Annotated in this window: 23 protein-coding genes, 1 tRNA gene and 1 pseudogene; 9 read left to right on the top strand and 16 right to left on the bottom strand. The window is 70.2% G+C overall.

What is annotated here, in order from left to right:
• Positions 1 to 41: 41 nt before the first annotated feature.
• Both EXE50_RS14065 and ptsP read left to right on the top strand, forming a co-directional pair.
• A complete protein-coding gene (locus EXE50_RS14065; protein WP_137705362.1) occupies positions 42 to 359 on the top strand; it encodes an HPr family phosphocarrier protein in 318 nt (105 codons plus the stop codon).
• Positions 356 to 2,077 (top strand): phosphoenolpyruvate--protein phosphotransferase, encoded by a 1,722-nt coding sequence (gene ptsP, locus EXE50_RS14060; RefSeq protein WP_137705361.1) that lies wholly within the window; start codon positions 356 to 358, stop codon positions 2,075 to 2,077. Before EXE50_RS14065 ends, ptsP begins: the two co-directional genes overlap by 4 nt.
• 30 nt (positions 2,078 to 2,107) lie before the next feature.
• On the opposite strand, the gene EXE50_RS14055 is transcribed toward ptsP, so the two are convergent.
• From EXE50_RS14055 to EXE50_RS14030, 7 genes are all read right to left on the bottom strand, one after another.
• Complete coding sequence (locus EXE50_RS14055; RefSeq protein WP_137705360.1) at positions 2,108 to 2,524, bottom strand: PTS-dependent dihydroxyacetone kinase phosphotransferase subunit DhaM; 417 nt, start codon at positions 2,522 to 2,524, stop codon at positions 2,108 to 2,110.
• The gene (dhaL, locus tag EXE50_RS14050; RefSeq protein ID WP_053771430.1) at positions 2,524 to 3,243 is read right to left on the bottom strand and encodes a dihydroxyacetone kinase subunit DhaL; all 720 of its coding nucleotides are present in this window, start codon (positions 3,241 to 3,243) and stop codon (positions 2,524 to 2,526) included. The genes EXE50_RS14055 and dhaL overlap by 1 nt, the downstream gene beginning before the upstream one ends.
• On the bottom strand, positions 3,240 to 4,238 hold the full coding sequence (gene dhaK / locus EXE50_RS14045) for a dihydroxyacetone kinase subunit DhaK (RefSeq protein WP_137705359.1): 999 nt from the start codon (positions 4,236 to 4,238) through the stop codon (positions 3,240 to 3,242). The genes dhaL and dhaK overlap by 4 nt, the downstream gene beginning before the upstream one ends.
• Before the next feature lie 74 nt (positions 4,239 to 4,312).
• Entirely contained in the window at positions 4,313 to 4,435 is a 123-nt protein-coding gene (locus tag EXE50_RS17900; protein ID WP_255510294.1) for a hypothetical protein, read from the bottom strand.
• A gap of 330 nt (positions 4,436 to 4,765) precedes the next feature.
• Positions 4,766 to 5,950, bottom strand: a complete 1,185-nt coding sequence (locus tag EXE50_RS14040; protein WP_137705358.1) for a pyridoxal-phosphate dependent enzyme — start codon at positions 5,948 to 5,950, stop codon at positions 4,766 to 4,768.
• 218 nt (positions 5,951 to 6,168) lie between these two features.
• Positions 6,169 to 6,242, bottom strand: a tRNA-Ile gene (locus tag EXE50_RS14035).
• Positions 6,243 to 6,345: 103 nt separating this feature from the next.
• Positions 6,346 to 6,963, bottom strand: coding sequence for an FxsA family protein (locus EXE50_RS14030; protein WP_137705357.1), 618 nt, complete (start codon positions 6,961 to 6,963; stop codon positions 6,346 to 6,348).
• Between the two features lie 183 nt (positions 6,964 to 7,146).
• Here EXE50_RS14030 and EXE50_RS14025 point away from each other — a divergent pair, with 183 nt between their 5' ends.
• Together EXE50_RS14025 and EXE50_RS14020 are read left to right on the top strand one after the other, a co-directional pair.
• Positions 7,147 to 7,854, top strand: a complete 708-nt coding sequence (locus EXE50_RS14025; protein WP_053771426.1) for a DUF1405 domain-containing protein — start codon at positions 7,147 to 7,149, stop codon at positions 7,852 to 7,854.
• Positions 7,855 to 7,924: 70 nt separating this feature from the next.
• A complete protein-coding gene (locus tag EXE50_RS14020; protein ID WP_137705356.1) occupies positions 7,925 to 8,971 on the top strand; it encodes a hypothetical protein in 1,047 nt (348 codons plus the stop codon).
• 499 nt (positions 8,972 to 9,470) lie between these two features.
• Here the strand turns inward: EXE50_RS14020 and engB are convergent, their stop codons facing one another.
• The gene (gene engB / locus EXE50_RS14015) at positions 9,471 to 10,091 is read right to left on the bottom strand and encodes a GTP-binding protein EngB (RefSeq protein ID WP_053771424.1); all 621 of its coding nucleotides are present in this window, start codon (positions 10,089 to 10,091) and stop codon (positions 9,471 to 9,473) included.
• 409 nt (positions 10,092 to 10,500) lie between these two features.
• Between engB and EXE50_RS14010 the strand changes: the two genes are divergently transcribed.
• Complete coding sequence (locus EXE50_RS14010; protein WP_053771423.1) at positions 10,501 to 12,126, top strand: Na+/H+ antiporter NhaC family protein; 1,626 nt, start codon at positions 10,501 to 10,503, stop codon at positions 12,124 to 12,126.
• A 123-nt stretch (positions 12,127 to 12,249) separates the two neighbouring features.
• Here EXE50_RS14010 and EXE50_RS14005 read toward each other — a convergent pair.
• Positions 12,250 to 12,939: pseudogene (locus EXE50_RS14005) on the bottom strand (DUF4013 domain-containing protein).
• Positions 12,940 to 13,154: 215 nt separating this feature from the next.
• On the opposite strand from EXE50_RS14005, the gene EXE50_RS14000 reads away from it, so the two are divergent.
• Complete coding sequence (locus EXE50_RS14000; protein WP_053771421.1) at positions 13,155 to 13,895, top strand: 5-formyltetrahydrofolate cyclo-ligase; 741 nt, start codon at positions 13,155 to 13,157, stop codon at positions 13,893 to 13,895.
• A gap of 60 nt (positions 13,896 to 13,955) precedes the next feature.
• Here EXE50_RS14000 and EXE50_RS13995 read toward each other — a convergent pair whose 3' ends face one another.
• Entirely contained in the window at positions 13,956 to 14,159 is a 204-nt protein-coding gene (locus EXE50_RS13995) for a hypothetical protein (RefSeq protein ID WP_137705355.1), read from the bottom strand.
• A 219-nt stretch (positions 14,160 to 14,378) separates the two neighbouring features.
• Entirely contained in the window at positions 14,379 to 15,473 is a 1,095-nt protein-coding gene (locus tag EXE50_RS13990; RefSeq protein ID WP_137705354.1) for an archaeosine biosynthesis radical SAM protein RaSEA, read from the bottom strand.
• Between the two features lie 266 nt (positions 15,474 to 15,739).
• Between EXE50_RS13990 and EXE50_RS13985 the strand changes: the two genes are divergently transcribed.
• Positions 15,740 to 17,662: a bifunctional UDP-sugar hydrolase/5'-nucleotidase gene (locus EXE50_RS13985; protein WP_137705353.1), complete on the top strand. Its 1,923-nt coding sequence runs from the start codon at positions 15,740 to 15,742 to the stop codon at positions 17,660 to 17,662.
• Between the two features lie 12 nt (positions 17,663 to 17,674).
• Here the strand turns inward: EXE50_RS13985 and EXE50_RS13980 are convergent, their stop codons facing one another.
• A complete protein-coding gene (locus EXE50_RS13980; protein WP_137705352.1) occupies positions 17,675 to 18,157 on the bottom strand; it encodes a VanZ family protein in 483 nt (160 codons plus the stop codon).
• Positions 18,158 to 18,435: 278 nt separating this feature from the next.
• Between EXE50_RS13980 and EXE50_RS13975 the strand changes: the two genes are divergently transcribed.
• On the top strand, positions 18,436 to 20,367 hold the full coding sequence (locus tag EXE50_RS13975; protein ID WP_053771416.1) for an aldehyde ferredoxin oxidoreductase family protein: 1,932 nt from the start codon (positions 18,436 to 18,438) through the stop codon (positions 20,365 to 20,367).
• A gap of 61 nt (positions 20,368 to 20,428) precedes the next feature.
• On the top strand, positions 20,429 to 20,764 hold the full coding sequence (locus EXE50_RS13970) for a hypothetical protein (protein WP_137705351.1): 336 nt from the start codon (positions 20,429 to 20,431) through the stop codon (positions 20,762 to 20,764).
• Positions 20,765 to 20,848: 84 nt separating this feature from the next.
• Here the strand turns inward: EXE50_RS13970 and EXE50_RS13965 are convergent, their stop codons facing one another.
• Genes EXE50_RS13965 through EXE50_RS13950 form a run of 4 tightly spaced genes read right to left on the bottom strand, consistent with a single transcriptional unit; the run spans position 20,849 to position 23,335 of the window.
• The gene (locus EXE50_RS13965; protein ID WP_137705350.1) at positions 20,849 to 21,196 is read right to left on the bottom strand and encodes an AzlD domain-containing protein; all 348 of its coding nucleotides are present in this window, start codon (positions 21,194 to 21,196) and stop codon (positions 20,849 to 20,851) included.
• Entirely contained in the window at positions 21,193 to 21,882 is a 690-nt protein-coding gene (locus EXE50_RS13960) for an AzlC family ABC transporter permease (RefSeq protein WP_053771414.1), read from the bottom strand. The genes EXE50_RS13965 and EXE50_RS13960 overlap by 4 nt, the downstream gene beginning before the upstream one ends.
• 2 nt (positions 21,883 to 21,884) lie before the next feature.
• A complete protein-coding gene (locus tag EXE50_RS13955; RefSeq protein WP_121599536.1) occupies positions 21,885 to 22,748 on the bottom strand; it encodes an RNA methyltransferase in 864 nt (287 codons plus the stop codon).
• Positions 22,745 to 23,335 (bottom strand): hypothetical protein, encoded by a 591-nt coding sequence (locus tag EXE50_RS13950; RefSeq protein ID WP_053771412.1) that lies wholly within the window; start codon positions 23,333 to 23,335, stop codon positions 22,745 to 22,747. Before EXE50_RS13950 ends, EXE50_RS13955 begins: the two co-directional genes overlap by 4 nt.
• Positions 23,336 to 23,463: the final 128 nt, after the last annotated feature.

Genomic DNA, 23,463 nt, shown 5'->3' with positions numbered 1-23,463 from the left:
GCCCCGATCAGCTATTACCCGCCGGGGCCCAACCGGACCGCATGGAACGGACCGTCACGGTCGAACCAGAGGCCGGCCTCCACGCGCGACCCGCCTCGAAGCTGGTACAGACGACGAACCGATTCGACGCCGACGTGTCGATCGGTCGCGCCGACGACGGCGACGGAGGCCTCGTCCGCGCCGACAGCATGCTCTCCGTCAGCGGGCTGAACGTCGGGCACGGCGAGTCGGTCTGCGTGGTCGCCGAGGGGCCCGACGCCGAGGCCGCACTCGACGCCGTCTGCGACCTGCTCACGAGTCCGGTTGAGGAGGCGGACGAGTCGGGGACCGACGGCGGCGACGCGGAGGACGCGCCGTGAGGACGCTCGCCGGCGTCGGCAGCACGCCGCGTGCGGGGGTCGGGACGACGCGCTGGTACCGTCCCGAGGCCGACCTGACGCTCCCGGACCGCCCCGACCCGGCGTCCGTCGACGCCGACGCCGAACTAGACCGGTACGAGGCGGCGCGGGACGCCGTGCGAGAGGCCCTACGCGACGCCCGGGACCGGGCGGCCGAGCGCGTCGGCGAGGAGGAGGCCGCGGTGTTCGAGGCCCACGAGGAGTTCCTCGACGACCCGACGATAATCGAGGACGTCGAGGCCGCGATCCGCGAGGGGACGCCCGCGGAACACGCCGTCGCGGACCGGTTCGACGAGGCCGTCGCGCAGTTCGAGGGGATGGAGGGGCGGATGGCCGAGCGCGCCGACGACCTGCGCGACGTCCGCGACCGGCTGCTCCGCGCGCTCCTCGCCGGAGACGGGCAGGCGTCGGCCGCCGCCGCGGGCCTCGCGGCCCTCCCCGACGGGACGGTCCTGCTCGCGGAGCGGCTCACGCCGAGCGACACCGCAGCGCTCGACCCCGAGGCGGTCGCCGGGGTCGCGACCGTCGAGGGGGGTCGTACCTCCCACGCCGCGATCATCGCGCGGTCGCTCGCGGTCCCCGCGGTCGTCGGCGTCGGCGAGGCGCTCGAATCGATCAACGACGGGGAGACGGTCCTCGTCGACGGCGAGGCCGGCGAGGTCGTCGTCGACCCCGACGAGGAACGCCGCGAATCGGTGCGGGAGTCCGGTCCGGACGCGATCCCCGAACGCGTCGCGACCGCCGACGGCCGGCCGATTGCGGTCGCCGCGAACGTGGGCGGCGAGGTCGAACTGGCGCCGGCCGCCGAGCGCGGCGCGGACGGGGTCGGACTGTTCCGGACCGAGTTCCTCTTCGTCGACCGCGAGGCGCCCCCGACCGAGGACGAGCAGTACGAGGCCGTGACGGCCGCGCTGTCGGCGTTCCCCGACGACCGCGTCGTCGTCCGGACGCTCGACGTGGGCGGCGACAAGCCGGTCCCGTACCTCGACCTCCCCGACGAGCCGAACCCGTTCCTCGGGCGGCGCGGGGTCCGGCTGTCGCTCGGCGAGCACGCCGACCTCTTCGAGACGCAGCTCCGGGCGCTGCTCCGCGCGGCCGCGACCGAGGACGGCGACGGGCTCGCCGTCATGTTCCCGCTCGTCACGCGCGTCGAGGAGGTCGAGCGCGCGGTCGACGCGGTCGAGTCGGTCGCCGCCGACCTCGCGGCCGAGGGCGGCGACCACGCGGTGCCCGCCCTGGGCGCGATGGTCGAGACGCCCGCGGCGGCGTTCCTCGCCGACGCGCTCGCGGAGCGGCTGGACTTCCTGAGCGTCGGGACGAACGACCTCGCGCAGTACGTGATGGCGGCCGACCGCGGCAACGACGCCGTCGCCGAGTACCACGACCCGCTCCACCCGGCGGTGCTGCGCGCGCTCGACCGCACGACGGCGGCCGCGGAGGGGAGCGACGCCTGGGTCGGGATGTGCGGCGAGATGGCCGGCGACCCGGCGCTGACGGAACTCCTCGTCGGGCTCGGCTTCGACGAGCTCAGCATGAGCGCCGTGACGGTGCCCGAGGTGAAGGCGCGCGTCCGCGAGGTCGACGCCGACGCCGCGGCGTCCCTCGCGAACGAGGCGCTCGCCTGCGAGACGCGCGGCGAGGTGCTGTACGCGCTCGGGCTCGGCGAGCGCGACGCGTAGCCGACTCGGAAAAACGGGCCGGCTCCGCCCCTACAGCTTCTCGATGTCCCGGGCGGACTCCGCCTGCTCGCGCACGGACTCGACCGTGGCCGAGGGGTCGGTCGCCGCGACCGCCGCGTTGACGGCGCCTTCGAGGACGGGCGCGTCCGCGATGACGGCCTCCGCGTCGCTCATCTCGACCGCGACGTCCGCGTTCATCACCGCGCTGCCTAGGTCGACGAGGACGACGACGCCGTCCGCGTCGCTCCCGTCCTCTTCGCCTCCCTCCTCCTCGCCCCCGGCCGCGGCGTCGATCGCCGTTTCGATCGCGTCGGGGACGGTGCCGATCCCGCCCTTCCCGTCGCCGCCGACCGGTTCGATCCGGGTGTCGCCAGCCATCTCGGCGGCGATCTCGGCGATCCCCTCGGCGGCGCGCTCGCTGTGCGAGACGACGACGATCCCGACCATCAGTCGCCCTCCGAGACCCCCGCGTCGTCGGGGTCCTCGTCCGGGATCGTCGGCGAGGCGGCGTCGGGCTCCGGGGCGTCGACGCCGAGCCGGTCGGCGGCGACCGCGAGCAGCTCTTCGAGGATGAACAAGGTGCTGGTCGCCCCCGGGTCCTGGTGCCCGACCGAGCGCCAGCCGAGGTAGGAGGCGCGCCCCTTCCGCGCCCGGATCGGAACGGTGAACGCGACGCCGCGCTCGGCGGCGTCGACCGCCTTCGCGAGCGCCTCGATCGGCGGCAGGTCGTCGGCCTCGATCGACTTCTTGAACGTGTGGACCGCGGGCGTCAGCGCGTCCACCATCGTCTGGTCGCCGACGCGCGCGTCGCCGCGGTCCTCGACCTTCTCCAAGTACGTCTCGGCGAACGCCACCGCCGTCTCGTGGCTGATACCCCCGTCGAGTTCGCCCGCCGCGAACACGAGCGACCCGCCGAACAGCGGACCCGAGGCGCCGCCGACCTCGGCCATCAGCGTCTTGCCGACCGTCTTCGCGACGGTCTCGGCGTCCGGGTCGTCGAGGTCGCGCGCGGCGTCGGCCGCCCGGGCCCAGCCGCGCGCCATGTTCCCGCCGTGGTCGGCGTCGCCGATCGCGGAGTCCAGCTGCGTGAGGTGGTCGCGCTCGGCCTCGATGCGCTCGGCGACGGCCTCGACGGCCGCGACGACCGCCGCCCCGTCGTCGCTCATTTCACCGTCAGCGCCGGGGTGTCGGCCGGCGCGTCGAACAGCTCCTTCAGTTCGGCGTCGACCGCGCACACCGTGATCGACGCGCCAGCCATGTCCAGCGAGGTCATGTAGTCGCCGACCCACGCGTCGTAGGTCTCCAGCCCGTGCTCCCCGAGCAGCTCCTGGAGGCGTCGGTTGACGACGAACAGCTCCATCTGCGGGGTGGCGCCCATCCCGTTGACGACCGTGAGCACCTCCTGTCCCTCGTCGAGGCCGAGGTCGTCGAGGACCGCCTCGGTCAGGTGCTCGGTGATCTCGTCGGCCGACATCACGTCCGTGCGCTCCGTGCCCGGCTCGCCGTGGATCCCGATGCCGAGTTCGATCTCGTCGTCGCCGAGATCGAAGGTGGGCTCGCCCTTCTCCGGGGTGACACACGAGGTGAGCGCGGTGCCCATCGTGCCGACGTTGTCGACCACCTTCTCGGCGACGCGCTTGACCTCGCTCAGGTCGGCGCCCTGCGCGGCCTTCGCGCCGGCGGCCTTGTGGACGAGGATCGTTCCGCAGACGCCGCGACGCCCGGAGGTGTACAGCGAGTCCTCGACTGCCACGTCGTCGTTCACCACGACGCTCTCGACCTCGATCCCCTCCATCTCCGCGAGCTCGATGGCGGTCTCGAAGTTCATCACGTCGCCCTCGTAGTTCTTGATGATCGCGAGGACGCCGTCGCCCGCGTCGCAGGCGCCGATCAATTCCTCGAACTCGTCCGCGGTCGGCGAGGAGAACACGTCGCCCGCGGCCGCGCCGTCCAGCATTCCGTCGCCGACGTACCCCGCATGGGTCGGCTCGTGGCCGCTGCCGCCCCCCGTCACCAGCGCTACCTTCCCGTCGATCGGCCCATCGTCGCGGACGAGCACCTGCGTGTCCGGCAGGCGTCGCAGGCGGTCGGGATACGTCGCCGTCATGCCGTCCAGCATCTCGTCGACGACGTCGTCCGGGTCGTTGATCAGCTTCTTCATGATCGTTGGTACCGACTCACTCGGTTCGCATAAGCGTAGTGGCCCTCAGCGCCGCCGTGCCCCCCGTCGAGCGGTCAGATGGGCGCCAGTTCGCGGGTGCCGAACTCGCGACACCGGGCGACACCGGGGTCGGTCCGGTCGGGCACGCGGAACCCGTAGCCACTTTCGCAGACGCCGCCGTCGTCGAACGGATTCATGCCCCGCCGACGGAGAGCTGCGTGTAAACGCCTATGGTCGGGTTCGTTCCGGGATTTCGTGGGATACACGGCGTGGGTCCGCCTCGCCGCTGCCGCTCTCACTCCCCGCACACGGCCCGCGCGTGTCACCCGTCTTCCGATCGTCGCTCCCGAATCCGTTCCCTTCGACCGATCGTAAGCTTCCGGCACTCCCGACGCGGGCTCCCCTCGTCGACGCCGCGGTCACCACGACCGAGCGCTGCTCCTTGACCGCTTGATCGGGGCCGGCGGGAGCCTCGCCGAACCCACCGACGAGGCGGCGGCAACGGAGTGAGGCCGGCGCCCGACGGGTTACGACACCGCGTCGCGGACCGCGCCCGGGACGTCCGATCGGTCGACCTCCCGAACCGACGAGGTGTCGGGCTCGGTCTCCCCGTACTTGTACCCCGACCCGGTCAGTATCACGGCGACGTCGTCGTCGGGACCGAACTCGCCGGCCGCGGCGAGGTCCCGCACGGCGGCCGTGGCCACGGCGCAAGACGGCTCGACCGAGACGCCGGCGTCGGCCGCGAGGCGGTCCGTTTCGGCGAGCATCGCCTCCTCGGGGACGGAGACGACGCCGCCGTCCGTCTCCGCGACGGCGGCCAGCGCCCGGTTTCCGCTCGGCGGGTCTGCGTTGTTGATCGAGACGGCCGTCGTCGGCTCGCCCGTGACCGGCTCGACGCGCGACGCCCCGCGACGGTACGCCTGCGCGATCGGGTCGCAACGTGCGGTCTGCGCGAGGTAGATCCGCGGCGTCGCCGTGAGAAGCCCCGCCGCGTCCAGTTCCCTGAGCGCCTTCCAGACCCCGCTCGCCTGCCCGCCGCTGCTGACCGGTAAGACGATCGCGTCGGGTGCGTCGGGGGCGAACGCCTCGCAGATCTCGTACGCGACCGTCTTCTGTCCGGCCACCCGGAGCGGGGCGTCCGAGTTGAGAAACGCGGCGCCGAGGTCGTGTTCGAGGGTGTCGTGGTAGAGCCGCCCGTACTCCCCGTGGACCCGGAACAGGTGCGGGTCGTGTTGGGCGATCATCGCGAGCCGGGAGTCCGGGGTGTCCTCGGCCACGAGGATGACCGCCTCCCGGTCCGCCGCGGCGGCGTGGGCGGCGACGCTCAACGCCATGTTGCCGTGCGAGACCGTTCCGACCGGTCCGTCGACACGACTGATACCGACGGCCGTTCCGCGGTCCTTGAAGCTCCCCGTCGGATTGACGCCCTCCACCTTGAGGTGGACCCGAGGGCCGTCCGTCGATTCGATCGACGGCGCACGGAACAGCGGCGTCCCGCCCGCGGCGGCGGCGAGCCCGGTCGGCGTCGTCGCGGGGAGGACGGACTCGTATCGCCAGAGCGCGTCTCGACCGAGCGAACCGTCGCTCGCGTCGGGCCAGTCGAACGCCGCCGCGTCGGTCTCGAACCAGAGCGGCTCGCCGCAGCGACACCGGGTCACGTCTCCGAACGGATACGTCTCCCCGCAGTCGTAACACGTCAGCTGCTCCATACCCATCTCTCACGGGCGGTGTACAAATGATTGATCGCGGGGGCCGATCGCGGTATCGGTCGGCACTCGGAGGCCGTGGATGCGATACCCCTCCGCAGAATTCCAACCCTGATAAGACACGCTACCGGTGCCTCTCTGGGTGTAGAAGACCGAAATTGGGTGGCTGGAGAGTCCCAGCCCACCAATCCCGAGCGGTCAAAGACCGCTCGCGAAGCAGGTGGGCCAACACGGATTTGAACCGTGGACCTCCCGGTTATCAGCCGAGCGCTCAACCTGACTGAGCTATTGGCCCAGGTGAGCGCATCCAATCGTTGCGCGGGTAGGATTTTAAGGGTTTCCTTTCGTGAGCCGCCCGCCGTGTGGCGGTTTGACGGACCCTCACGACCTCCACGTCGTCAGTCGGTTCCCTTCCGCTCCTCCTCTTCGACGGTGAAATCCACGTCGACAACGTCGTCGTCCGCCGACCCGCCGCCGGCGTCAGCGTTCCCCCCGACACTTCCGTCGGTATCGGGGCCGTCGCCGCCGTCGAACCCGTCCGGGCCGTCACCGGGAAACCCGCTACCGCCCATCGTGAAGCCGCCGTCGCCGTCGTTCGGGAAGCCGCCGATGTAGACGTTGCCCGAGAGGAAGCCGTCCGTCTCGCGTTCGATGTACGGGATGACGACGTACTTCTTCAGGGCCACGCGGATCGGCACCCGGGAGAGCGGGAGCGCGAGCAGGAAGCCGACCGCGTCGGTGACGAGCCCCGGCGTGAGCAGGAACGCGCCCGCGGCGATGAGCAGCCCGCCGTCGAGCAGTTCGTCGGTCGGCGGCTTCCCCTGCGCGACCTTCCGTTGGAGGCGCGCGAGGGTCGCTCGCCCCTCGGCGCGGAGCAGGAGCATCCCGAGGACGGCCGTCAACACGACCAAGGCGACCGTCACCGGCCACCCGAGCCGCGTCGCGACCACGATCAGGAACAGCGCGTCCACGAGGGGGACGACGAGGAGCAGCGCGAGCAGCGTTCGCGGGCGCATACCCCCGCCTTTCCGCCGGGCGCCCATAGCCCTTTTCGTCGCGGTCGGGGTCTGACGAGAGCTTGCGGCGCGCTCGCATCGCGCTCGGTCCGCGCTCGACCTGGTCTCGCGACGCCGATCGGGTGCGCCGGTCGCGCCCGCCGCGACCGCCACGACTTTGCCCGCCCGGGCCGAGCCGGCGGTATGGACATCGTCGGCGCGCTCGGTCGCGACCCGCCGGACCGCGAGTCGCTTCCGCGGTGGGTCGCGCCGCTCCCGCAACGACTGGAGGACGTCGCCTTCCGGTTCGCGTGGGTCATCGTCGCCATTAACCTCGTCGGCACCGCGTTCGGCTTCTGGTACTACCGATTCCAGTTCCGCGCTCTCCCGACCGAGATGTGGCTGTTCATCCCGGACAGCCCGGGCGCGACGCTGCTCATCGCGATCGCGCTCGGCGCGTGGGCGCTCGGGCGGTCGAGCGACACGCTCGCCGCGCTGGCGTTCTTCGGGAACGTCAAGCTCGGGCTGTGGACCCCGTACGTCCTCGTCGTCTTCTGGCCGGAGTTCCTCGCGGTCAACGGTCCGGCGCTGTACGCCTTCCTGTTCTTCAGCCACCTCGCGATGGTGGTCCAGGCGTTCGTCCTCCACCGGATCACCGACTTCCCGCTGAAGGCGGTCGCGGTCGCGACCGCGTGGTACACAACCGACCTGCTGATGGACTACTTCGTGCCCGTGATCGGCGAGGTGACCCACACCTCGCTGCCGTACGCCGACGGCGCGCCGTGGTTCACGACGACCGTCCTCCAGGTCGCGGCCGCCGGCGCGGTCGTCCTCACCGTGATCCCGCTGTTCTGGACGCTCGGAACTCGGATCGCGACGCTGCGAGGCCGCGCGAGCGACTCCGGGTCGTAACCCCGGCGGGGGGAGCGTCGAGCCCGCCCGCGCTCACCGATTTAAGTGGACAGCCGACCTCCACGGGGGTATGAGCCACTACGAGCGGATCGCGGACCTGACGGTCACGATCGAGTCGGTCTCGCGGCGACGACACGTGGCGAACACGACGAGCGGCTTCGAGCGGACGACGACGGAGTACCGGCTCTCCGGCGACGGCGTCGTCGGCAGGGGGGAAGACGTCACCTACGAGACCGCCGACCACGACGCCCTCGCCGGCACCGACCCGATCGACATCGAGGGGGAGTGGACGATCGACGCGCTGTCCGACCGACTCGACGAGATCGACCTCTTCCACGGCCACGAGCCCGCAAACGAGACGTCCCGCAACTACCGCCGGTGGGCGGTCGAGAGCGCGGCGCTCGACTTGGCCCTCAGACAGCACGGGGAGTCGCTCGGTGAGCGCCTCGGCGTCGACCCCGAACCGGTCCGCTTCGTCGTGTCGACGCGGCTCGGCGACCCGCCGTCGACCGACCGCGTCGAGGCGCTGCTCGCGCGTGACCCGGAGTTAGAGTTCAAGCTCGACCCCACACCGGAGTGGCCGGAGGCGGCCTTCGAGACGCTGCGGGAGACCGACGCCGTGCGCGTCCTCGATCTGAAGGGCTGGTACGAGGGGACCGAGGTGGACGTCGAGCCCGACCCGGAGCTGTACCGCGACGTGTTCGCGACGTTCCCGGCCGCGGTCGTGGAGGACCCGGCGTTCACGCCCGCGACGAGCGCGCTCGTCCAGCCGCAGGCGGACCGGCTCTCGTTCGACTATCCGATCGACGGCGTCGAGAGCCTGAAGTCGCTCCCGGTTGAGCCCGGCTGGTGTAACGTCAAGCCCTCGCGGTTCGGCACGCTCGAATCGCTGTTCGAGACGATCGCCTACTGCGAGGAGGAGGGGATCCAGCTGTACGGCGGCGGGCAGTTCGAACTCGCGAGCGGCCGCACCGCAATCCAGACGCTCGCCGCGCTGTGTTACCCCGACGCGCCGAACGACGTGGCGCCGCGAGCCTACAACGACCCCGACGCCGAGCCGCCGTATCCGAAGAGCCCGCTCCGACCGAGCGACGACGTGGTCGGTTTCGAGTTCTGAAACGACGGGACTCCAATCGGTTACTGGGTCAACTATTTACAAATGGCTCTGCGGTGGCGCGTGCCTCCGACTGGCCGCCGTTGGCGGCCGCGAGGAGCACGCGCGAGGGAGTCAGTCGCCCGAAGCGAAGCGAGGACGGCTGACGAGGCTGGGGAGGTGTGAGGCGCTGTGCGGGGTGGGACTCAAAGGGGAAGCCGCGAGGACGACGGCGCGTGACGTAAGCACCGGAGTGAGTGAGCGGAGCGAACGAACGAGGAGCGCAGCGAGCGCACCGAGTCCTCGCGGCTGGGGCTTTGGCGGTGTCCACCGTTGATTGGGCGTCACCCACGTACGGCCGAGCAGCTAGGGCTTTGGCGGTGTACGCCGTCAGTCCGTCAGCAGCCACTTATAAGCAAGTAACTGGGATTGTGGCGCTGTCCGACGTTGACTCGCAAACGTTCACTTATAAATAAACGGCCGAACCCACGGAGCAACCGATCCTGCCGCAGCACACCATTACTTAAGAGACGAACTTCAGTAGGTCGTCGCGGTTGTGGTCGTGGAAGCGCGTCCGGAGACACTTCTCTAAGGCCTCGACGTCGCCGCGCTTCGCGCAGATGGGCGCCACGCGGTCGGACCACTGCTGCCACGGCGGGAACAGCCCGAGCCGGTCGCAGATCTCGTCGAGCCGCTCGTCGAGGTCGTCGATCTTGTCGGTCTTGTTGACGGCGACGATGGGCTCGACGCCCACGTCCTCCAGGAAGCCGTACATCTCCACGTCGTGGGGGACGTTCCCGCGCTCGGCGTGCCGATCGATGATGTCCACCGCGGCCTTGCCGTCCATCACGACGACCCCCGCGAGGATCGAATCGGCGTTGTCCTCCAGGTAGCGGACGATGTCCGTCTTGATCTGCTCGCGGTGCTCCTCTTCCACGCCGGACATGAACCCGAAGCCGGGGAGGTCCGTGAACATGAAGCTCTCGCTGGCCCAGTCGAAGTGGTTCGGCTGGCGGGTGACGCCCGGCTTACCGCCGGTCGAGAAGTCGTGGCCCGTCAGCTCGCGCATCAGCGTGGACTTGCCGACGTTCGAGCGCCCAACGAGGACGACCTCGGCGTCGCGGTCCGGCCGGTCTTCGAACATACCCGACGGTGCGCGCCTGAGCGGGTTAAAAGGCGCGTCGTCGGTCTCTGACGCGTCGCGACGGAGAGCGGGCGGGCGCTGTCGGCCCGAGAGGAATCCTCCTTTGGGAGACACACCCGCGAACGTCTCGTCGTTCGAGAAGCGAAACAGTCGGAAGGGGAATTGAATGTCCACATTTCGAAAACGTACGGTCAGAAATATGAAACTACCATAGGTTATATATACTCCGAGCCGGTGTGGGTGTGTGTAACATGGTTTTCCAGACGAGGGCTCGTGACCGTCGCATCGGTTCGACGAATCCGGTGAACGCCTGTACAGGCGCCTCCGAGCGCGTGCGACGAGGATTCCGGTCGTCTGCGGTGGGCCGCTCGTCCCCCTCGTCAGGTCGGGATCGCTCGGGGGGAGGCGTATGACGGGAGCCGAGACGTTCGGCGCCGTCTCCCTCGTGCCGCCGCTGTTAGCGATCGTGCTCGCGATGGTGACGCGGAAACCGGTCCTCTCGCTGTTCTTAGGGATCTGGTCCGGGGCCGCGATCTACACGACGAACCACGGCGTGGTCCAGACGCTGGACTGGCTCGTCTCCTCGATCGGCGAGAGCACGTTCAACGCGAAGATCATGCTGATCGTGCTGTTCCTCGGGGCCGGCGTCGCACTCATCTGGCGGCTCGGCGGGGCGAACGCCCTCGCGAACGCGGTGACATCCAGGCTCGACAGCCAACGGAAGGTCGGCGCGGCGACGTGGATCTTCGGCATGATCTGGTTCTTCGACGACTATTCGAACACGGCGATCGTCGGCACCACGATGCGGGAGATCTCCGACGAGGTGAGCATCTCTCGGGAGAAGCTCGCGTACATGATCGACTCGACCGCCGCGCCGGTCGCGACGTTCGGCGTCTCGAGTTGGGTCGCGTACCAGCTGAGCATGATCCGCGACGGCTACGAGGCGGCGGGCGTCTCCGTCGACGCCGGTCAGGTCCCCAGCGCCTTCGCGCTGTTCCTCCAGAGCGTCCCGTTCAACATGTACTGCCTGCTGGCGGTCGTGATGGTCGGGATAATCGTCTTCTCGAGGCGCGACTTCGGCGAGATGCTCGACGCCGAGCACCGCTCCGCGACGGAGGGGAAGGTCCTGCGCGACGGGGCCATCCCGATGCAGAGCGCCGAGGACAGCCTCGGCGACGTGCTGACCGACTCGCCGCAGCTCCGGTACTTCCTCGTGCCGACGCTCGCCCTGATGGCGACCGTGGTCGGCGGCGGGTTCTACACCGGACTCGGCGCGTCGGAGGCCGGCGCTGGGCCGTTCGAGATCGCCGGCAACGCCGCGTTCGTCGACGCGCTCCTGTGGGGGACGTTCATGATGGTCGCCGTCGCGCTCACGATGGGCATCGCGAGCGGGATCGCGAACCTCGACGAGGCGATGGAGACCGTCATCGACGGCTTCGGAATGATGCTGACCGCGCTCACGATCCTCGTGATGGCGTGGACGATCGGCACCGTCACCACCGCCCTCGGCACGGGCGTCTTCGTCACCGACATCGCTCAGGAGTTCGTGTCGCCGACGCTGCTCCCGGTCGTCGTCTTGATGGCGTCCGCGTTCATCGCGTTCTCGACGGGCACTTCGTGGGGAACGATGGCGATCGTGACGCCGATCGCGGTCCCGCTGGCGTGGAGCGTCGGCGGCGCCACGCCCGCGCTGCTTCCCGCCGCGATCGGGACCGTGTTCAGCGGCGCCATCTTCGGCGACCACTGCTCCCCCATCTCCGACACGACGATCCTCTCGTCGACGTTCACCGGCGCGGACCACATCGACCACGTCCGCACCCAGATCTACTACGCCACGACGGTGATCGTCGTGGCCGCGACGCTTTTGACGGTGTGGGGCGCCACGCGGATCACGCCGCTCGTGCTGCTCCCGATCGGCGTGGTGACGCTCGCCGGTCTCGTGTACGCGCTCTCCGAGTTCGACGCGAACCGGAAGGGCGTGGCGGCGACCCGCACCGTCGAATCCGCCGACCGGTCGCCGGCCGACGACGACTGACCCCCGGCCACACCGAGGGCGCGCCGCGCCGGACGGTTCGCCGACGACCCCGGCCGGCGCGGGGCGCGGCCGACAGTCTCTCCGACGCGTCGTCGCCGCCGGCCCGCCGCGCTCTCGCCGCAATCAGATCGCGGCGTCGTCGGAGGCGGTCCCGACGTCGATGCCGTCGCTCTGGTCGGCGAACGCCGTCCCGAACATGCGGAACACGGCGACCTGACCGTAGAACTGGACGAACGGAACGAGCACCGCGCCGACCACGGTGACGATCAGGACGACGGACACGACGAACACGCCGACGGCGACGAGGATCGGCACGAGCACCGCGAGCAGGTACTCCACGCTGAACAGGGTCGGCGTGAGGAGCCCGACGTCGAATGCCGCGCTCGCCTCGCCCCGGGCCGCGTACGCCGTCAGCGCCGCGGGGACCGCGTAGTACACGAACAGGAGCACTGGGATGAACGCGAGCGCGAGGAGCGCGCCCGTCAGGCCGATCAGCGCGCCGAGGTCGCCGCCGATCCCGGCGCCCACGCCCGCGACGGCCGCGACGAGGACCCCGTACGCCAGCAGAAGGACGATCGAGTACACGATCGCGATCAGCGTGGCGACGACGCCCTTCACGAAGAGGTCCGCCTAGTCCGTGAACTCGGGCGGCTCCTCCTCGCCCGCGACGGTCCGTTCGAGCACTCGCACGAGGTATCCGAGGACGGCGAAGGTGGGAATCACGAGCACCGAGAGGAACCCCAACACGCCGCCGATGACGATACGACCGACCCAGTCGCCCCGCGCCGGGTACGACAGTCCGTCCTCTATCATACCTCCGACCACGGCGATCCGGTATATAAATCGATGCCACTGTTCGCGCGCCGGACCGCTCGCACGTCCGCGTCCGGTTCGAGGCCGCGAGCGTCGTCGGCGTCGCGTGAGCGCCGTCGCGCGGACACCGTGTGCGCACCGCGTGGGCGTCGTGAGAGAGACCCTCCGTGCCGCCGCGTCGCCGGCTACTTGTCGGTCCCGCCCCTGCCTGCGGCATGAACAAACAGACCGTCCGCGAGGCGGTGTGGGACGCCTTCGACGCAGGCGACCACGCGCGCTTTCCGTTCCCGCCGCACGACCGGATCCCGAACTTCGCCGGCGCCGACGCCGCGGCTGAGCGGCTCGCGGATACCGAGGCGTGGGAGGCGGCCGCGACGCTGAAGGCCAACCCCGACGCGCCGCAGCTCCCGGTCCGCAGAGCCGCGCTCCGCGCCGGCAAGACCGTCTACGTCGCGCAGCCCCGGCTCCGCGATCCGGACCCGTTCCTCCGGCTCGACCCCGGCGAGATCCCGCCGGAGGAGATCGACGACGCGACGACCGTCTCCGGGATCGGCGAGTACGGGACGCCGACCGCGCCCGAGGACGTCGCGCACGTCGACCTGATCGTCGCCGGCTCCGTCGGCGTCACCACCGACGGCGCCCGGATCGGGAAGGGCGAGGGGTACAGCGACCTGGAGTGGGCGGTCCTCCGCGAACTCGGCGCGGCCGATGCGGACACGGAGGTCGCGACGACCGTTCACGAGTGCTCCGTGCTCGACGGCCCCGAGTCCGCCGTCGGCGCCGACGCCGACCTCCCGGCGCCCGACGCCCACGACGTTCCCCTCGACCTCGTCGTGACGCCGGAACGGACGGTTCGGACGGACACGCCGTACGCGCGGCCGGACGGCGTCGACTGGGACGCGCTCGACGCGGAGAAGCTGTCCGAAATTCCCGTCCTCGCCGAGCGGGCACCCTGACGAGAGAAAATCGCGGTCGAAAGGAGGCGATTACGGTGTTCAGTCGGCGGTACGATACCCTCAGTCCGCGTGCTGCGGCGTCGGCGTGGCCCGCTCCGCCCGGTGGTCGGCGACGTGGCCGCACTCCGGACAGACGATCGTGCGCTCGTCGCCGTCGCTGACGACGAGCCACCCGTCCGACAGGGGGCTCTCGAAGCGACACTCCGGACAGAACAGGACCGACTTCCTGCGGGAGGGCGGGGAACCGCTGGCGTCTGCGTTCATGGTGTCCGGTAGGGCCCGGAGCTATAAGGGTCTTGTTCGACCTGATCGTTCAGTATGGTCGGGAGTCAAAAACGTGACTGTCACGCACTTTCAGAGATAATAGATCGTTCATTTCACCGATTAGAAAATAACTGATCGGCGACTGTCATCATCGTTCCGGGGCGTTCCGTCGCCCGCCTCGGAGGTTCGCCTCGCCCCGGACCGCGCTTCCGTCGCAGGCTATCGCGCCAAGGGCATGTTGTAGCTCGTCTCCTCGGCCATCACGTACTCCCACGTGGCCTCGCACTCGCAGGATACCTGCTCGAAGACGCTCGGGTCCTGCCGCTTGTCGAAGTCCTTGATCGCGGTCTGGACGCGGTCGTCGCACTCGCCGCAGTTGTGCGCGCCGCGGTCGGAGCCGTGACCGACCGGGTCGGAGACGACGATGGCGTCGACGTCGGCCGTCGCTTCGAGCACGTGCGCGACCGACCAGAGCCACGGCGGCCGGTAGCCGCCCTCGAAGAACAGCTCGTCGACCATCGTGTAGCGCTGGACGTTCGTCGGGTTCATCGAGACGGTGTGACAGCCGTCCACGTCGGCGCACCGCCGGATCGAGTCGATCATGTCGGCGGCCGCCTCGGGCTCCGCGAGGAAGGGCGGCTTCATGAGGAGGTACGCCTTGACCCCCACGTCGGCGTCGAACTCGTCGTCGGCTGCGGCCGCCTCGGCACAGGCGGCCTCGAAGTCGGCGAAGTCGAAGTACTTGTTCACGCAGTCGTGGCGGACGCGGTCGGTCGCGGTCTCTAACCCGACGGCCACGTCGGTCGCGATGCCGTAGTCCGCGAAGTCGGCGATCTTCTCTCGCTCGACGAAGTCCGGCAGCGACTCGACGACGATCCGGTCCCGGTCCGCGAACGTCTCGGCGATGGCCCGCCGGGTCTCGGCCGGCACCTCGCGCTCGTCGAGGAAGGAGCCGGAGGTGTAGATCTTGATCAGCTCCGCCGGCTCCTCGGCCTCCTCGGCCTCGTGGTCGAGGCACGCGTCGATCTGCGTCATCAGGTCCTCGTGGGCGACGCTGCCGCCCTCGACCGACTCGGCGACGTAGCCGCACATCGTACAACCGCCGGCGCGGGCCCACCGGCAGCCGCCGGTGTTCAGGATGATCGTGAGGGAGTTCACCACGCCGTCGGGCGTGTTGTCCTCGTCGATCCACACGCGGGTCGGCTCCGTCGGGTCGTACGTCTCCGAGCGCTCGGCGCGGATGTCGCGCATCACGTCGTTGTGCGCGTCCATTCCGCGCCCCTGCTCGTACGCGTCGGGGCTCGGCTGGCTCATTGCCGGGAAAAGCGGTCGCGCGCGTAAAGCGGTGTCGTCATCGCGGGCCGCGTCGCGTCCTCGTCGTCGAGCCCTATGTCGCGTCCGCGTCGGGATCGGTCGCGTCGTCGCGGTCGCGGTCGGCCGCGAGTCCGACGACGCGGGTCGACCACGCGCCCGCCGGCCGGAGACGAATCGTTTGCGAAGAATACTCAAACACGCCGAACTGGTAAATATATATCATTTCATAGAAAGATTTTATAAACTTCTCTATGTGGAAGAATTCGATGTCACGGGACCGTGACTACGGACGGCGTGACGTACTGCGAGCGGGTGGAATCGTACTCGGCGGGTCGCTCGTCTCCGGATCGGCGGCGGCCGCGGACGGCGAGGGAGCGACGACGCTCACCGTCCTGTCGTACAACGACATCCAGACGGCGGCGGCGCAGGACGAGAACTTCCCGCGGCTGGTGACGCTCATCGAGCAGCGGCGGGCGGCGGCCGACGGCCCCGTCGTCGTGGTCGGCGGCGGCGACGAGGTGGGACCGCACGCGCTGAGCCCGATATCGCAGTGGCGCGCGCCGGTGGACGTGCTCAACGAGGTCGAGCCGGACGCCGACGTGATCGGCAACCACGAGTTCGACAACGGGCTCGACCCCATCTCGGACGTGACGGCCGACTCCGAGTTCCCGTGGCTCGCGACGAACCTCGTCGACAGCGAGACGGGCGAGGCGTTCGACGGCACGGAGTCGTACCGGATCGTCGAACGCGGCGGCGTCAGCGTCGGGATCATCGGCCTCGCCGATCAGGGCGCGACGACGGGGAAGACGAACATCGACTTCGCGGCGGAGGGCATCGCCATCGAGGACTACACCGAGACCGGCCCCGCCGAGGCGAAGCGGCTCAAGGAAGAGGAGGGCGTCGACGCCGTCGTCGCGCTCGCGCACACCGGCATCGGCGACGCCGAGGAGCTCGCGGAGGCCGACGCGGACGACGACATCGACGTGATCGTCGTCGGCGACGACGAGCAGCTCTATCCGCCCCAGGAGGTCGACGGATCGATCGTCTCCGAGGCGCGGGCCCGCGCGGCCTACCTCAGCGAGATCGAACTGACGATCGAGGGCGGCGAGGTCACCGCGTGGGACGGGGAGCTGATCGAGGTCACCGAGGACGTCGAGAAGGACCCGACCGCGTCGGGCATCATTAACGACTACCGCGCGGAAGTGAGCCTCGACTCGCCGGTCGTGGAGACCGAGACGCCGCTCAACGCCACGTTCGGCGCGAACTACCACCGCGAGACGGGCTACGGGAACCTGATCACCGACGCGATGCGCGAGCGCGTCGACGCCGACGCCGCGATCACGAACGCGGGCGGTATCCGCTCGGACTCGGTGTACGGGCCCGGCGAGATCACCGGCGGTGACATCTTCAACACGTTGCCGTTCCCGAACACGGTCGTCTCACTGGAGCTCACGGGCGAGGAGCTCGTCGAGACGCTGGAGAGCCAGGTCGTCACGCTGGAGAGCGACACCGGACAGCAGTTCGGCGAGGAGATCTCCCAGCAGACCAGCGGCCTGCGCTTCGAGTGGGTGCCCCACGACGACGCCGACGAACTGGTCCGCGAGGTGTACGTCGGCGGCGAGCCGCTCGACCCCGACGAGACATACGAGGTGGCCGTCAACAGCTACATCGCGAACGGCGGCAGCGGCTATCCGCTCGAAGACAAGCCCGTGGTCGAGGAGACGGGCGAGCTACAGGCGACGACGGTCGTCGACTACCTCGAACCCCGGGAGACGATCGCGCCGACCGTCGAGGGCCGGATGCAGCGCGTCGACCGCGACCTCCCCGACGCCTCGGTCACCGTCGACGGGAACGGCAAGGTGGTCACGCAGTTCGACGCGCCCGACGACGTCGACTCCGTCGCCGAGGACACCGTCGCCGTCTGGGCGTCCGACGGCGAGCACCTCGACGCGGAGAAGGCCGTCTTCGACGACGAGGAGGCGACCCTGATGGTGCGCGTCGACGACGGCGACCTCGCCGAGACGGTCGAGGACGCGGACGACGGCGAGGAGGTCCCGCTCGACCTGTACGCGGAGTACGAGTCGAGCGAGTTCGACCACATATACTTCGAGCGCTCGCGGCTGAACGCCGACGTGGCGGCGACCGTCCGGCGCCGCGGCCGCGGCCGCGCCGGCCCGCCGGGACGCTGAACGCGGGCGTCACTAGCGCCCGTCGTCGCGGTCGCTCGCCGCTTCCGGTCCGCTCCCCCAGGCGACCGCGATCCCCGCTCCGATGACCGCGCCGACCGCGTTGACCGCGGCGTCGCGCCACGCGAAGGACCGCCACGGGATCGGCGCCTGGACGAGTTCGATCCCGAAGCCGAACGCGACCGCGGCGCCGGCCGCGAGGAGCGGTCCGAACCGATGTCCCCGCGCCACCGGGACGAGCAGCGCTGCGAGGACCGCGTAGCCGACGAGGTGGAACGGGTCGGTAAGCCCGACTTCGGCGGGCAGGGCGTCGAGAGCGCCGCCGAGCGCGCTCTCCTCGCCGCCCGACGACGCCGGGACCGGAACCACGGACGCGACGAGCACGGCGAGCGCGACCCCGAACGCCCTCGCTCGGTCGCGCCCGGTCGCCCTCAGACGGCGCGCGACCCCTCCCGGACGGCGTCCGGTCGTCTCTCCCCGCCCGTCTCGGTCGGTCACGCTCGCGCTTCGCCTCGCCGGCAATTATGACCTGCGGCTTCGCGATGTTCGGCGTCCGACGCGGGACGCCGACCGAAACCGGTCGCTCGCACCACGTCGTCGCGGTAACGTGAGAACCGTTCGCACCCCGCTGCCGTCCGCGAGTATTCACGCACGGAACGCGCGGTCCATTCATAAGCGCCGTGGCGCCGACGCCTCCAGTTTGGTAACTGGTTCCGGTTGCGTCCGGAGGTGAACACCTAACACGTTGTGGTCCGTCTATAATGAACGAGCATTACATGACTGAAATGGGCGGCTACAGAGACCGTGTGGCACAGGTCGAACTCGGCGGTGGCGAGGTCAGCTACCGCGGGATCGACGACGACGACGCGAAGAAGTACATCGGCGCGCGCGGGCTCGGCGTCAAGTACGTCTTCGACAAGGGGCCCGACGTGGACCCGCTGGGACCGGAGAACCGACTGGCGTTCATGACCGGCCCGCTGACGGGCACCCAGACCGTGATGAGCGGCCGGATCGCGTTGGTGACCAAGTCCCCGCTGACGGGGACCGTCACCGACTCGCACCACGGCGGCTGGTCCGGGGCGCGGCTCAAGTGGGCCGGGCTCGACGGCATCCTGCTCGACGGCGAGAGCGACGAGCCCGTCTACCTGTTCGTCGAGGACGGCGACGTGGAGGTACGCGACGCCTCGCACCTCTGGGGCCAGGGCGTCCACGACACGATCGACCAGATCGGCGAGGAGGTCGAGGGGAAGGTCGGTCGCGACGTCTCCGTGATGGCCATCGGTCAGGGCGGCGAGAACCAGGTTCGCTACGGCTGCGTCATCAACGAGGACGACCGCGCCTCGGGCCGCGGCGGCACCGGCGCCGTGATGGGCGCGAAGAAGGTGAAGGCGGTCGTCGTGAAGTCGGGCACGGACATGCCCAAGCCCGCCGACCCCGAGACGTTCCAGGAGGGGTACCAGCAGGCGATGGAGGTCATCCGCGAGTCCGACGTGACCGCGCCCAACGAGGGCGGGCTCTCGATGTACGGGACGAACGTCCTGATGAACGCGACCGAGGAGATGGACGGGCTCCCGACCAAGAACGCGAAGTACACCTCGACCGAGGCGTACCACGACGGCGAGGGCGTCGACATCGAGGCGGAGCGCGTCTCCGGCGAGAACGTCCGCGAGAACATCCTCGTCGACGAGCCGACCTGTCACTCCTGCCCGGTCGCGTGTAAGAAGGAGGTCGAGGTCAACGTCACGCACAAGGGTCAGGACATGAACGTCCGCACGGAGTCGTACGAGTACGAGTCCGCGTGGGCGCTCGGCCCGAACTCGGGGCACTCCGACCGCGACGAGATCGCGGTCATGCTCCAGCGCTGTAACGACCTCGGCATCGACACCATCGAGGCCGGCAACATGATGGCGATGGCGATGGAGATGAGCGAGGAGGACAAGCTGGACGGCGTCGGCGGCCTCGACTGGGGCGACTCCGAGACGATGATCGACCTCATCGACGAGATCGGCCACCGCTCGTCGGACCTCGGCGACCTGCTCGCGGAGGGCCCCGAGCGCGTCGCCGACGCGAAGGACGCGCACGGCAACAAGCTCTCCGTCAAGGGGCAGACGATGGCCGCCTACGACCCGCGCTGTATGAAAGGCATGGGGATCGCGTACGCGACCTCCAACCGCGGCGCCTGCCACCTGCGCGGCTACACGCCGGCCGCCGAGATCCTCGGGATCCCGGAGAAGGTCGACCCGTACGAGTGGGAGGGGAAAGGCGAGCTCACCGCCACCTTCCAGGACCTTCACGCGGTGTCGGACTCGTTCGACATCTGTAAGTTCAGCGCGTTCGCGGAGGGGATCGAGGAGTACGTCCTCCAGTACAACGGCGTGACCGGTCGCGACCTCTCGGAGGACGAGCTGTTCGAGGCCGGCGAGCGCGTCTACAACCTCGAACGCTACTACAACAACCTCGCCGGCTTCGACGGCGCGGACGACACGCTGCCGAACCGGTTCATCGAGGGCCACCCGGACGCCGTCCCCGGCACGGGCGCCAGCGAGGGCGAACTCGTCGAACTCGACCAGCTGAAGGCCGAGTACTACGAGACCCGCGACTGGGTCGACGGGGTCGTCCCCGACGAGAAGCTCGAGGAGCTCGGCATCGACATCGGCCCCGGCACCGGCGTCTCGGCCGGCGACTCCGCCGCCCCGGCCGACGACTGATCGACACCGCGTCCGCCGACCCGCGTTCATTTTTAAGTGTCTCACGCCGGTAGCCCCGGCTATGCCGCATGACCCGCTCTCGCCGTCCGAGGCCCTCCGCACCCGTGCCGGCACGGTTCTGGGCGCCGTGAGCCTGTTCGTGTTCGTCTACTCTCTGTTGATCGTCGGACAGATCCTGCTCGGGGTCATCGCCGTCGCGGTGCTCTCGGTCGGCCCGTACCTCTCGTACCGGGTGTTCGCGGCGCTCGACTCGCTCGCCGACGCCGCCCAGCGGATCGCCGCCGCCCGCGAGCGCGAGGCCGACGACGGCGGCTCGCGGTTCGACCGCCCCGTCGACCGCGGCGACTCGGCCTCCCGGAAGTCCTCCGCGGAGCGGCCGACGGAGCGCGAGCGCTGACGGAATCGTCGCTCCAGTCGGCCGCGGCAGCGGGTCACGCCGTCGCGACGCCGACGCGGCCGCACAGAGCGCGCCTCGCGAGCCTCAGCCGAACACGACGAACCGGAACAGCCACAGCGTCCCCATCCCGGTCGCGATGGTCGCGAAGACGTTCTCGGTTCGCCACGCGACGGCGCCGGCGACGGCGCCGGCGATCAGCCGCTCGTCCAAGAGGGTCGCGGCGACCGACGGGCGCAGCGTCACCAGGTCCGGGAGGACGAGCGCCGCGAGGACGGCGGGCGGGACGTACCGGAGCGGCCGCTGGACGCGCGTCGGGACCCCGTTGATCCGGCCGAACAGGTGGATGAAAGAGAGCCGGATCCCGTAGGTGATCACGCCGATGACGACGATGGCGGCCCACGCCCGCGGGGAGGCGACGAGCGCGCCGGTCACCGGCCCGCGACCTCCGTTGCGAGCCCCGCGCCGATCCCGCACAGCGCGCCGACGAGCAGCCCCAGGTTGAGCGGCAGCCCGGCCGCGACGACCGCGACCGCGCCGCCCGCGCCGCCCGCGACGGTGGTCGGCCGGTCCTTCATCGCCGGGACGAGGAGCGCCAGGAACACGAGCGGCACCGCGAAGGTGAGCCCCCACGCGTCGGGGACGCCAGCGCCGAGGACGACGCCCGCGACGGTGCCGATCTGCCAGACGACCCACAGCGAGGCGGCGGCGCCGAGGTAGTAGCGCCACCGGCTCCGGTCGGGGTTCTCGCCGAACTCGGCCACCGAGAGCGCGTACGCCTGGTCGGTGAGGAGGTACGCGAGCCCCGCGCGGAGGCGGCGCCCGTAGTCGGCGAAGTGCGGCGCGATGGACGCCGAGTACATCAGCATCCGGAGGTTGATCACGACGGCCGTCCCGACGACGACCGCGAGCGGCGCGTTCTCGCCGAGCAGTTCCAGCGCCGCCAGCTGCGAGGCGCCCGCGAACACGATCACGGACATCCCGACCGCCTCGGCGAGGCCGAGCCCGGCGTCGACGGCGGCGATGCCGGCCACGAGCGCGAACGGCGCGACCCCGAGGATGAGCGGCGAGACGTCGCGGACGCCGGCCAGCAGGTCCTCGTCGAGGACGGAGTCGGACACGGCTACTTCTCCCGCGGGTACGGCGGCTCGTCGTACTTCGCCGCGAGGTGGTCGGCGTGCTCCAGCTTCGTGTTCGCCTTGCGGAAGGTGCCGAGCAGGGTGTGGATCTCGCGTTCCGTCGGGTGCGCGCGGCCGAGCAGCCGGCGCATCAGCAGCGCGTTCTTCTCGCGGACGTGGTCGCGCTGCCCCGTCGCCGCGAGGAAGTCCTCGAAGAACCCGTGGAAGCGCTCCACGTCGGCCTCGGGCGCGCGGGTGACCTCGGTGTCGGGCAGCTGGGTCTCGCCGACCGTGAGGTCACGCAGCTCGTACAGCAGGACGGTCGCGGCCTGCCCGAGGTTGAGGACGGGGTAGTCGTCGTCGGCCGGGATCGAACACACCTCGTCGAGCCGCGAGAGCTCCTCGTTGTTGAGCCCGCGACCCTCGCGGCCGAAGACGATGGCGGTGGGCGCGTCGACGGTCTTCAGCGACTCGCGGAGCTCGACGGGCGTCTTGAACGGGAAGCGCTCGTGGCTGCGGTCGTCCTCGCCGGTGATCGCGGTCGTGCCGACCGTGTGGTAGTTCGCGACGACCTCCTCGAAGGTTACCTCGTCCGCGTTCGGCAGCACGTCCTCGCGGGCGTGGCCGGCGAAGCCGTACGCCTCGCCGTCCTCCCGCAGCTCCGGCGGGTCGACCAGCTTGAGGTCGGTGAGGCCGAAGTTCTTCATCGCCCGCGCGATGGTCCCGACGTTGCCCGGGGTCTCGGGCTCGACGACGACGACCACGGGCGTCTGCCGATCCGCAGCGTCGTCCGACTCGGCGGACGCCTCGGCGTCGGTCGGCTCCGCCGCTCCCTCGCCTGTCGCCGGCGCTCGCTCGTCGCCGCTCATCGGTCCGACGGGTAGTCGGTGGAGAGGTCGAGGTCGGACTCCGCCAGCTCCTCCTCGGTCAGTTCCTCGCGGTCGGTCTCCTCGCCGCGGGCGAGTTCGAGGATGTCGATCCGCTCGCCTTCGAACCCCTCTTCGATCCGCTCTTGGACCTCTTGCTGGTCGGGCAGGTCCGGGAGCCCGTCGGGGTCCTCCTCGACGTGCTCGACGGAGCCGTACCCCTCTGGGGCCTCGTTGCCGGCGGCGACCCACTCGTGGAAGCGGTCGGCGAACTCGACCGACCCCTTGTGCTCGCTGCCGCCCTCCTCGCGGAACCAGTAGAGCAGGTCGGGCTCGTGTTCGGGGCAGAGCAGGACCTCCCCTTCCGGCTCGCCGTACACGATCTCGGCCTCGTTACAGCGGTGGACCTCCGCCTCACCGTAGTCGAGGTAGCAGACGTCGCACGGCTCCTCGACGAGGCTGACGAGCCGCAGGAGCCGTTCCCGCGGGTCCTCCGGAATCTCGTCGAGGGGCTTCAGCTCCTCGTCGTCGCTGAATATCTCGTCCTCCTCGAAGCGCCACCCGCGGAGGCCGATGCTCACTTTCGCCATGTTCACGCTACGCTCCGGCGGCGATAAAAGCGCGTCCTTCCCGGCACGCGGACGGTCGCTGCGCCGCGCCGAGGCCGCGGCGTCCGCACGCGTTCGCCGCCGATGCAGTCGCTTATATCGCCGGCCGC

The sequence above is a fragment of the Halorubrum sp. ARQ200 genome, assembly GCF_005435115.1.
In the GTDB taxonomy this organism is placed as follows: Archaea; Halobacteriota; Halobacteria; order Halobacteriales; family Haloferacaceae; genus Halorubrum; species Halorubrum tropicale.
Note: the sequence above shows the minus strand (reverse complement) of the source record. Positions and strands in the feature narration are given on the sequence as shown.

Excerpts from the sequence above, each read along its gene's own strand:
- EXE50_RS13990 (WP_137705354.1), bottom strand. The coding sequence starts at position 15,473 with ATGAGCCAGCCGAGCCCCGACGCGTACGAGCAGGGGCGCGGAATGGAC.
- EXE50_RS14025 (WP_053771426.1), top strand. The coding sequence starts at position 7,147 with ATGGACATCGTCGGCGCGCTCGGTCGCGACCCGCCGGACCGCGAGTCG.
- EXE50_RS13975 (WP_053771416.1), top strand. The coding sequence starts at position 18,436 with ATGACTGAAATGGGCGGCTACAGAGACCGTGTGGCACAGGTCGAACTC.
- dhaK (WP_137705359.1), bottom strand. The coding sequence starts at position 4,238 with ATGAAGAAGCTGATCAACGACCCGGACGACGTCGTCGACGAGATGCTG.
- EXE50_RS14055 (WP_137705360.1), bottom strand. The coding sequence starts at position 2,524 with ATGGTCGGGATCGTCGTCGTCTCGCACAGCGAGCGCGCCGCCGAGGGG.
- engB (WP_053771424.1), bottom strand. The coding sequence starts at position 10,091 with ATGTTCGAAGACCGGCCGGACCGCGACGCCGAGGTCGTCCTCGTTGGG.
- EXE50_RS13985 (WP_137705353.1), top strand. The coding sequence starts at position 15,740 with ATGTCACGGGACCGTGACTACGGACGGCGTGACGTACTGCGAGCGGGT.
- dhaL (WP_053771430.1), bottom strand. The coding sequence starts at position 3,243 with ATGAGCGACGACGGGGCGGCGGTCGTCGCGGCCGTCGAGGCCGTCGCC.
- EXE50_RS14000 (WP_053771421.1), top strand. The coding sequence starts at position 13,155 with ATGAACAAACAGACCGTCCGCGAGGCGGTGTGGGACGCCTTCGACGCA.
- EXE50_RS14030 (WP_137705357.1), bottom strand. The coding sequence starts at position 6,963 with ATGCGCCCGCGAACGCTGCTCGCGCTGCTCCTCGTCGTCCCCCTCGTG.
- EXE50_RS17900 (WP_255510294.1), bottom strand. The coding sequence starts at position 4,435 with ATGAATCCGTTCGACGACGGCGGCGTCTGCGAAAGTGGCTACGGGTTC.
- EXE50_RS13970 (WP_137705351.1), top strand. The coding sequence starts at position 20,429 with ATGCCGCATGACCCGCTCTCGCCGTCCGAGGCCCTCCGCACCCGTGCC.
- EXE50_RS14010 (WP_053771423.1), top strand. The coding sequence starts at position 10,501 with ATGACGGGAGCCGAGACGTTCGGCGCCGTCTCCCTCGTGCCGCCGCTG.
- EXE50_RS14065 (WP_137705362.1), top strand. The coding sequence starts at position 42 with ATGGAACGGACCGTCACGGTCGAACCAGAGGCCGGCCTCCACGCGCGA.
- EXE50_RS13995 (WP_137705355.1), bottom strand. The coding sequence starts at position 14,159 with ATGAACGCAGACGCCAGCGGTTCCCCGCCCTCCCGCAGGAAGTCGGTC.
- EXE50_RS13955 (WP_121599536.1), bottom strand. The coding sequence starts at position 22,748 with ATGAGCGGCGACGAGCGAGCGCCGGCGACAGGCGAGGGAGCGGCGGAG.
- EXE50_RS13950 (WP_053771412.1), bottom strand. The coding sequence starts at position 23,335 with ATGGCGAAAGTGAGCATCGGCCTCCGCGGGTGGCGCTTCGAGGAGGAC.
- EXE50_RS14020 (WP_137705356.1), top strand. The coding sequence starts at position 7,925 with ATGAGCCACTACGAGCGGATCGCGGACCTGACGGTCACGATCGAGTCG.
- EXE50_RS14040 (WP_137705358.1), bottom strand. The coding sequence starts at position 5,950 with ATGGAGCAGCTGACGTGTTACGACTGCGGGGAGACGTATCCGTTCGGA.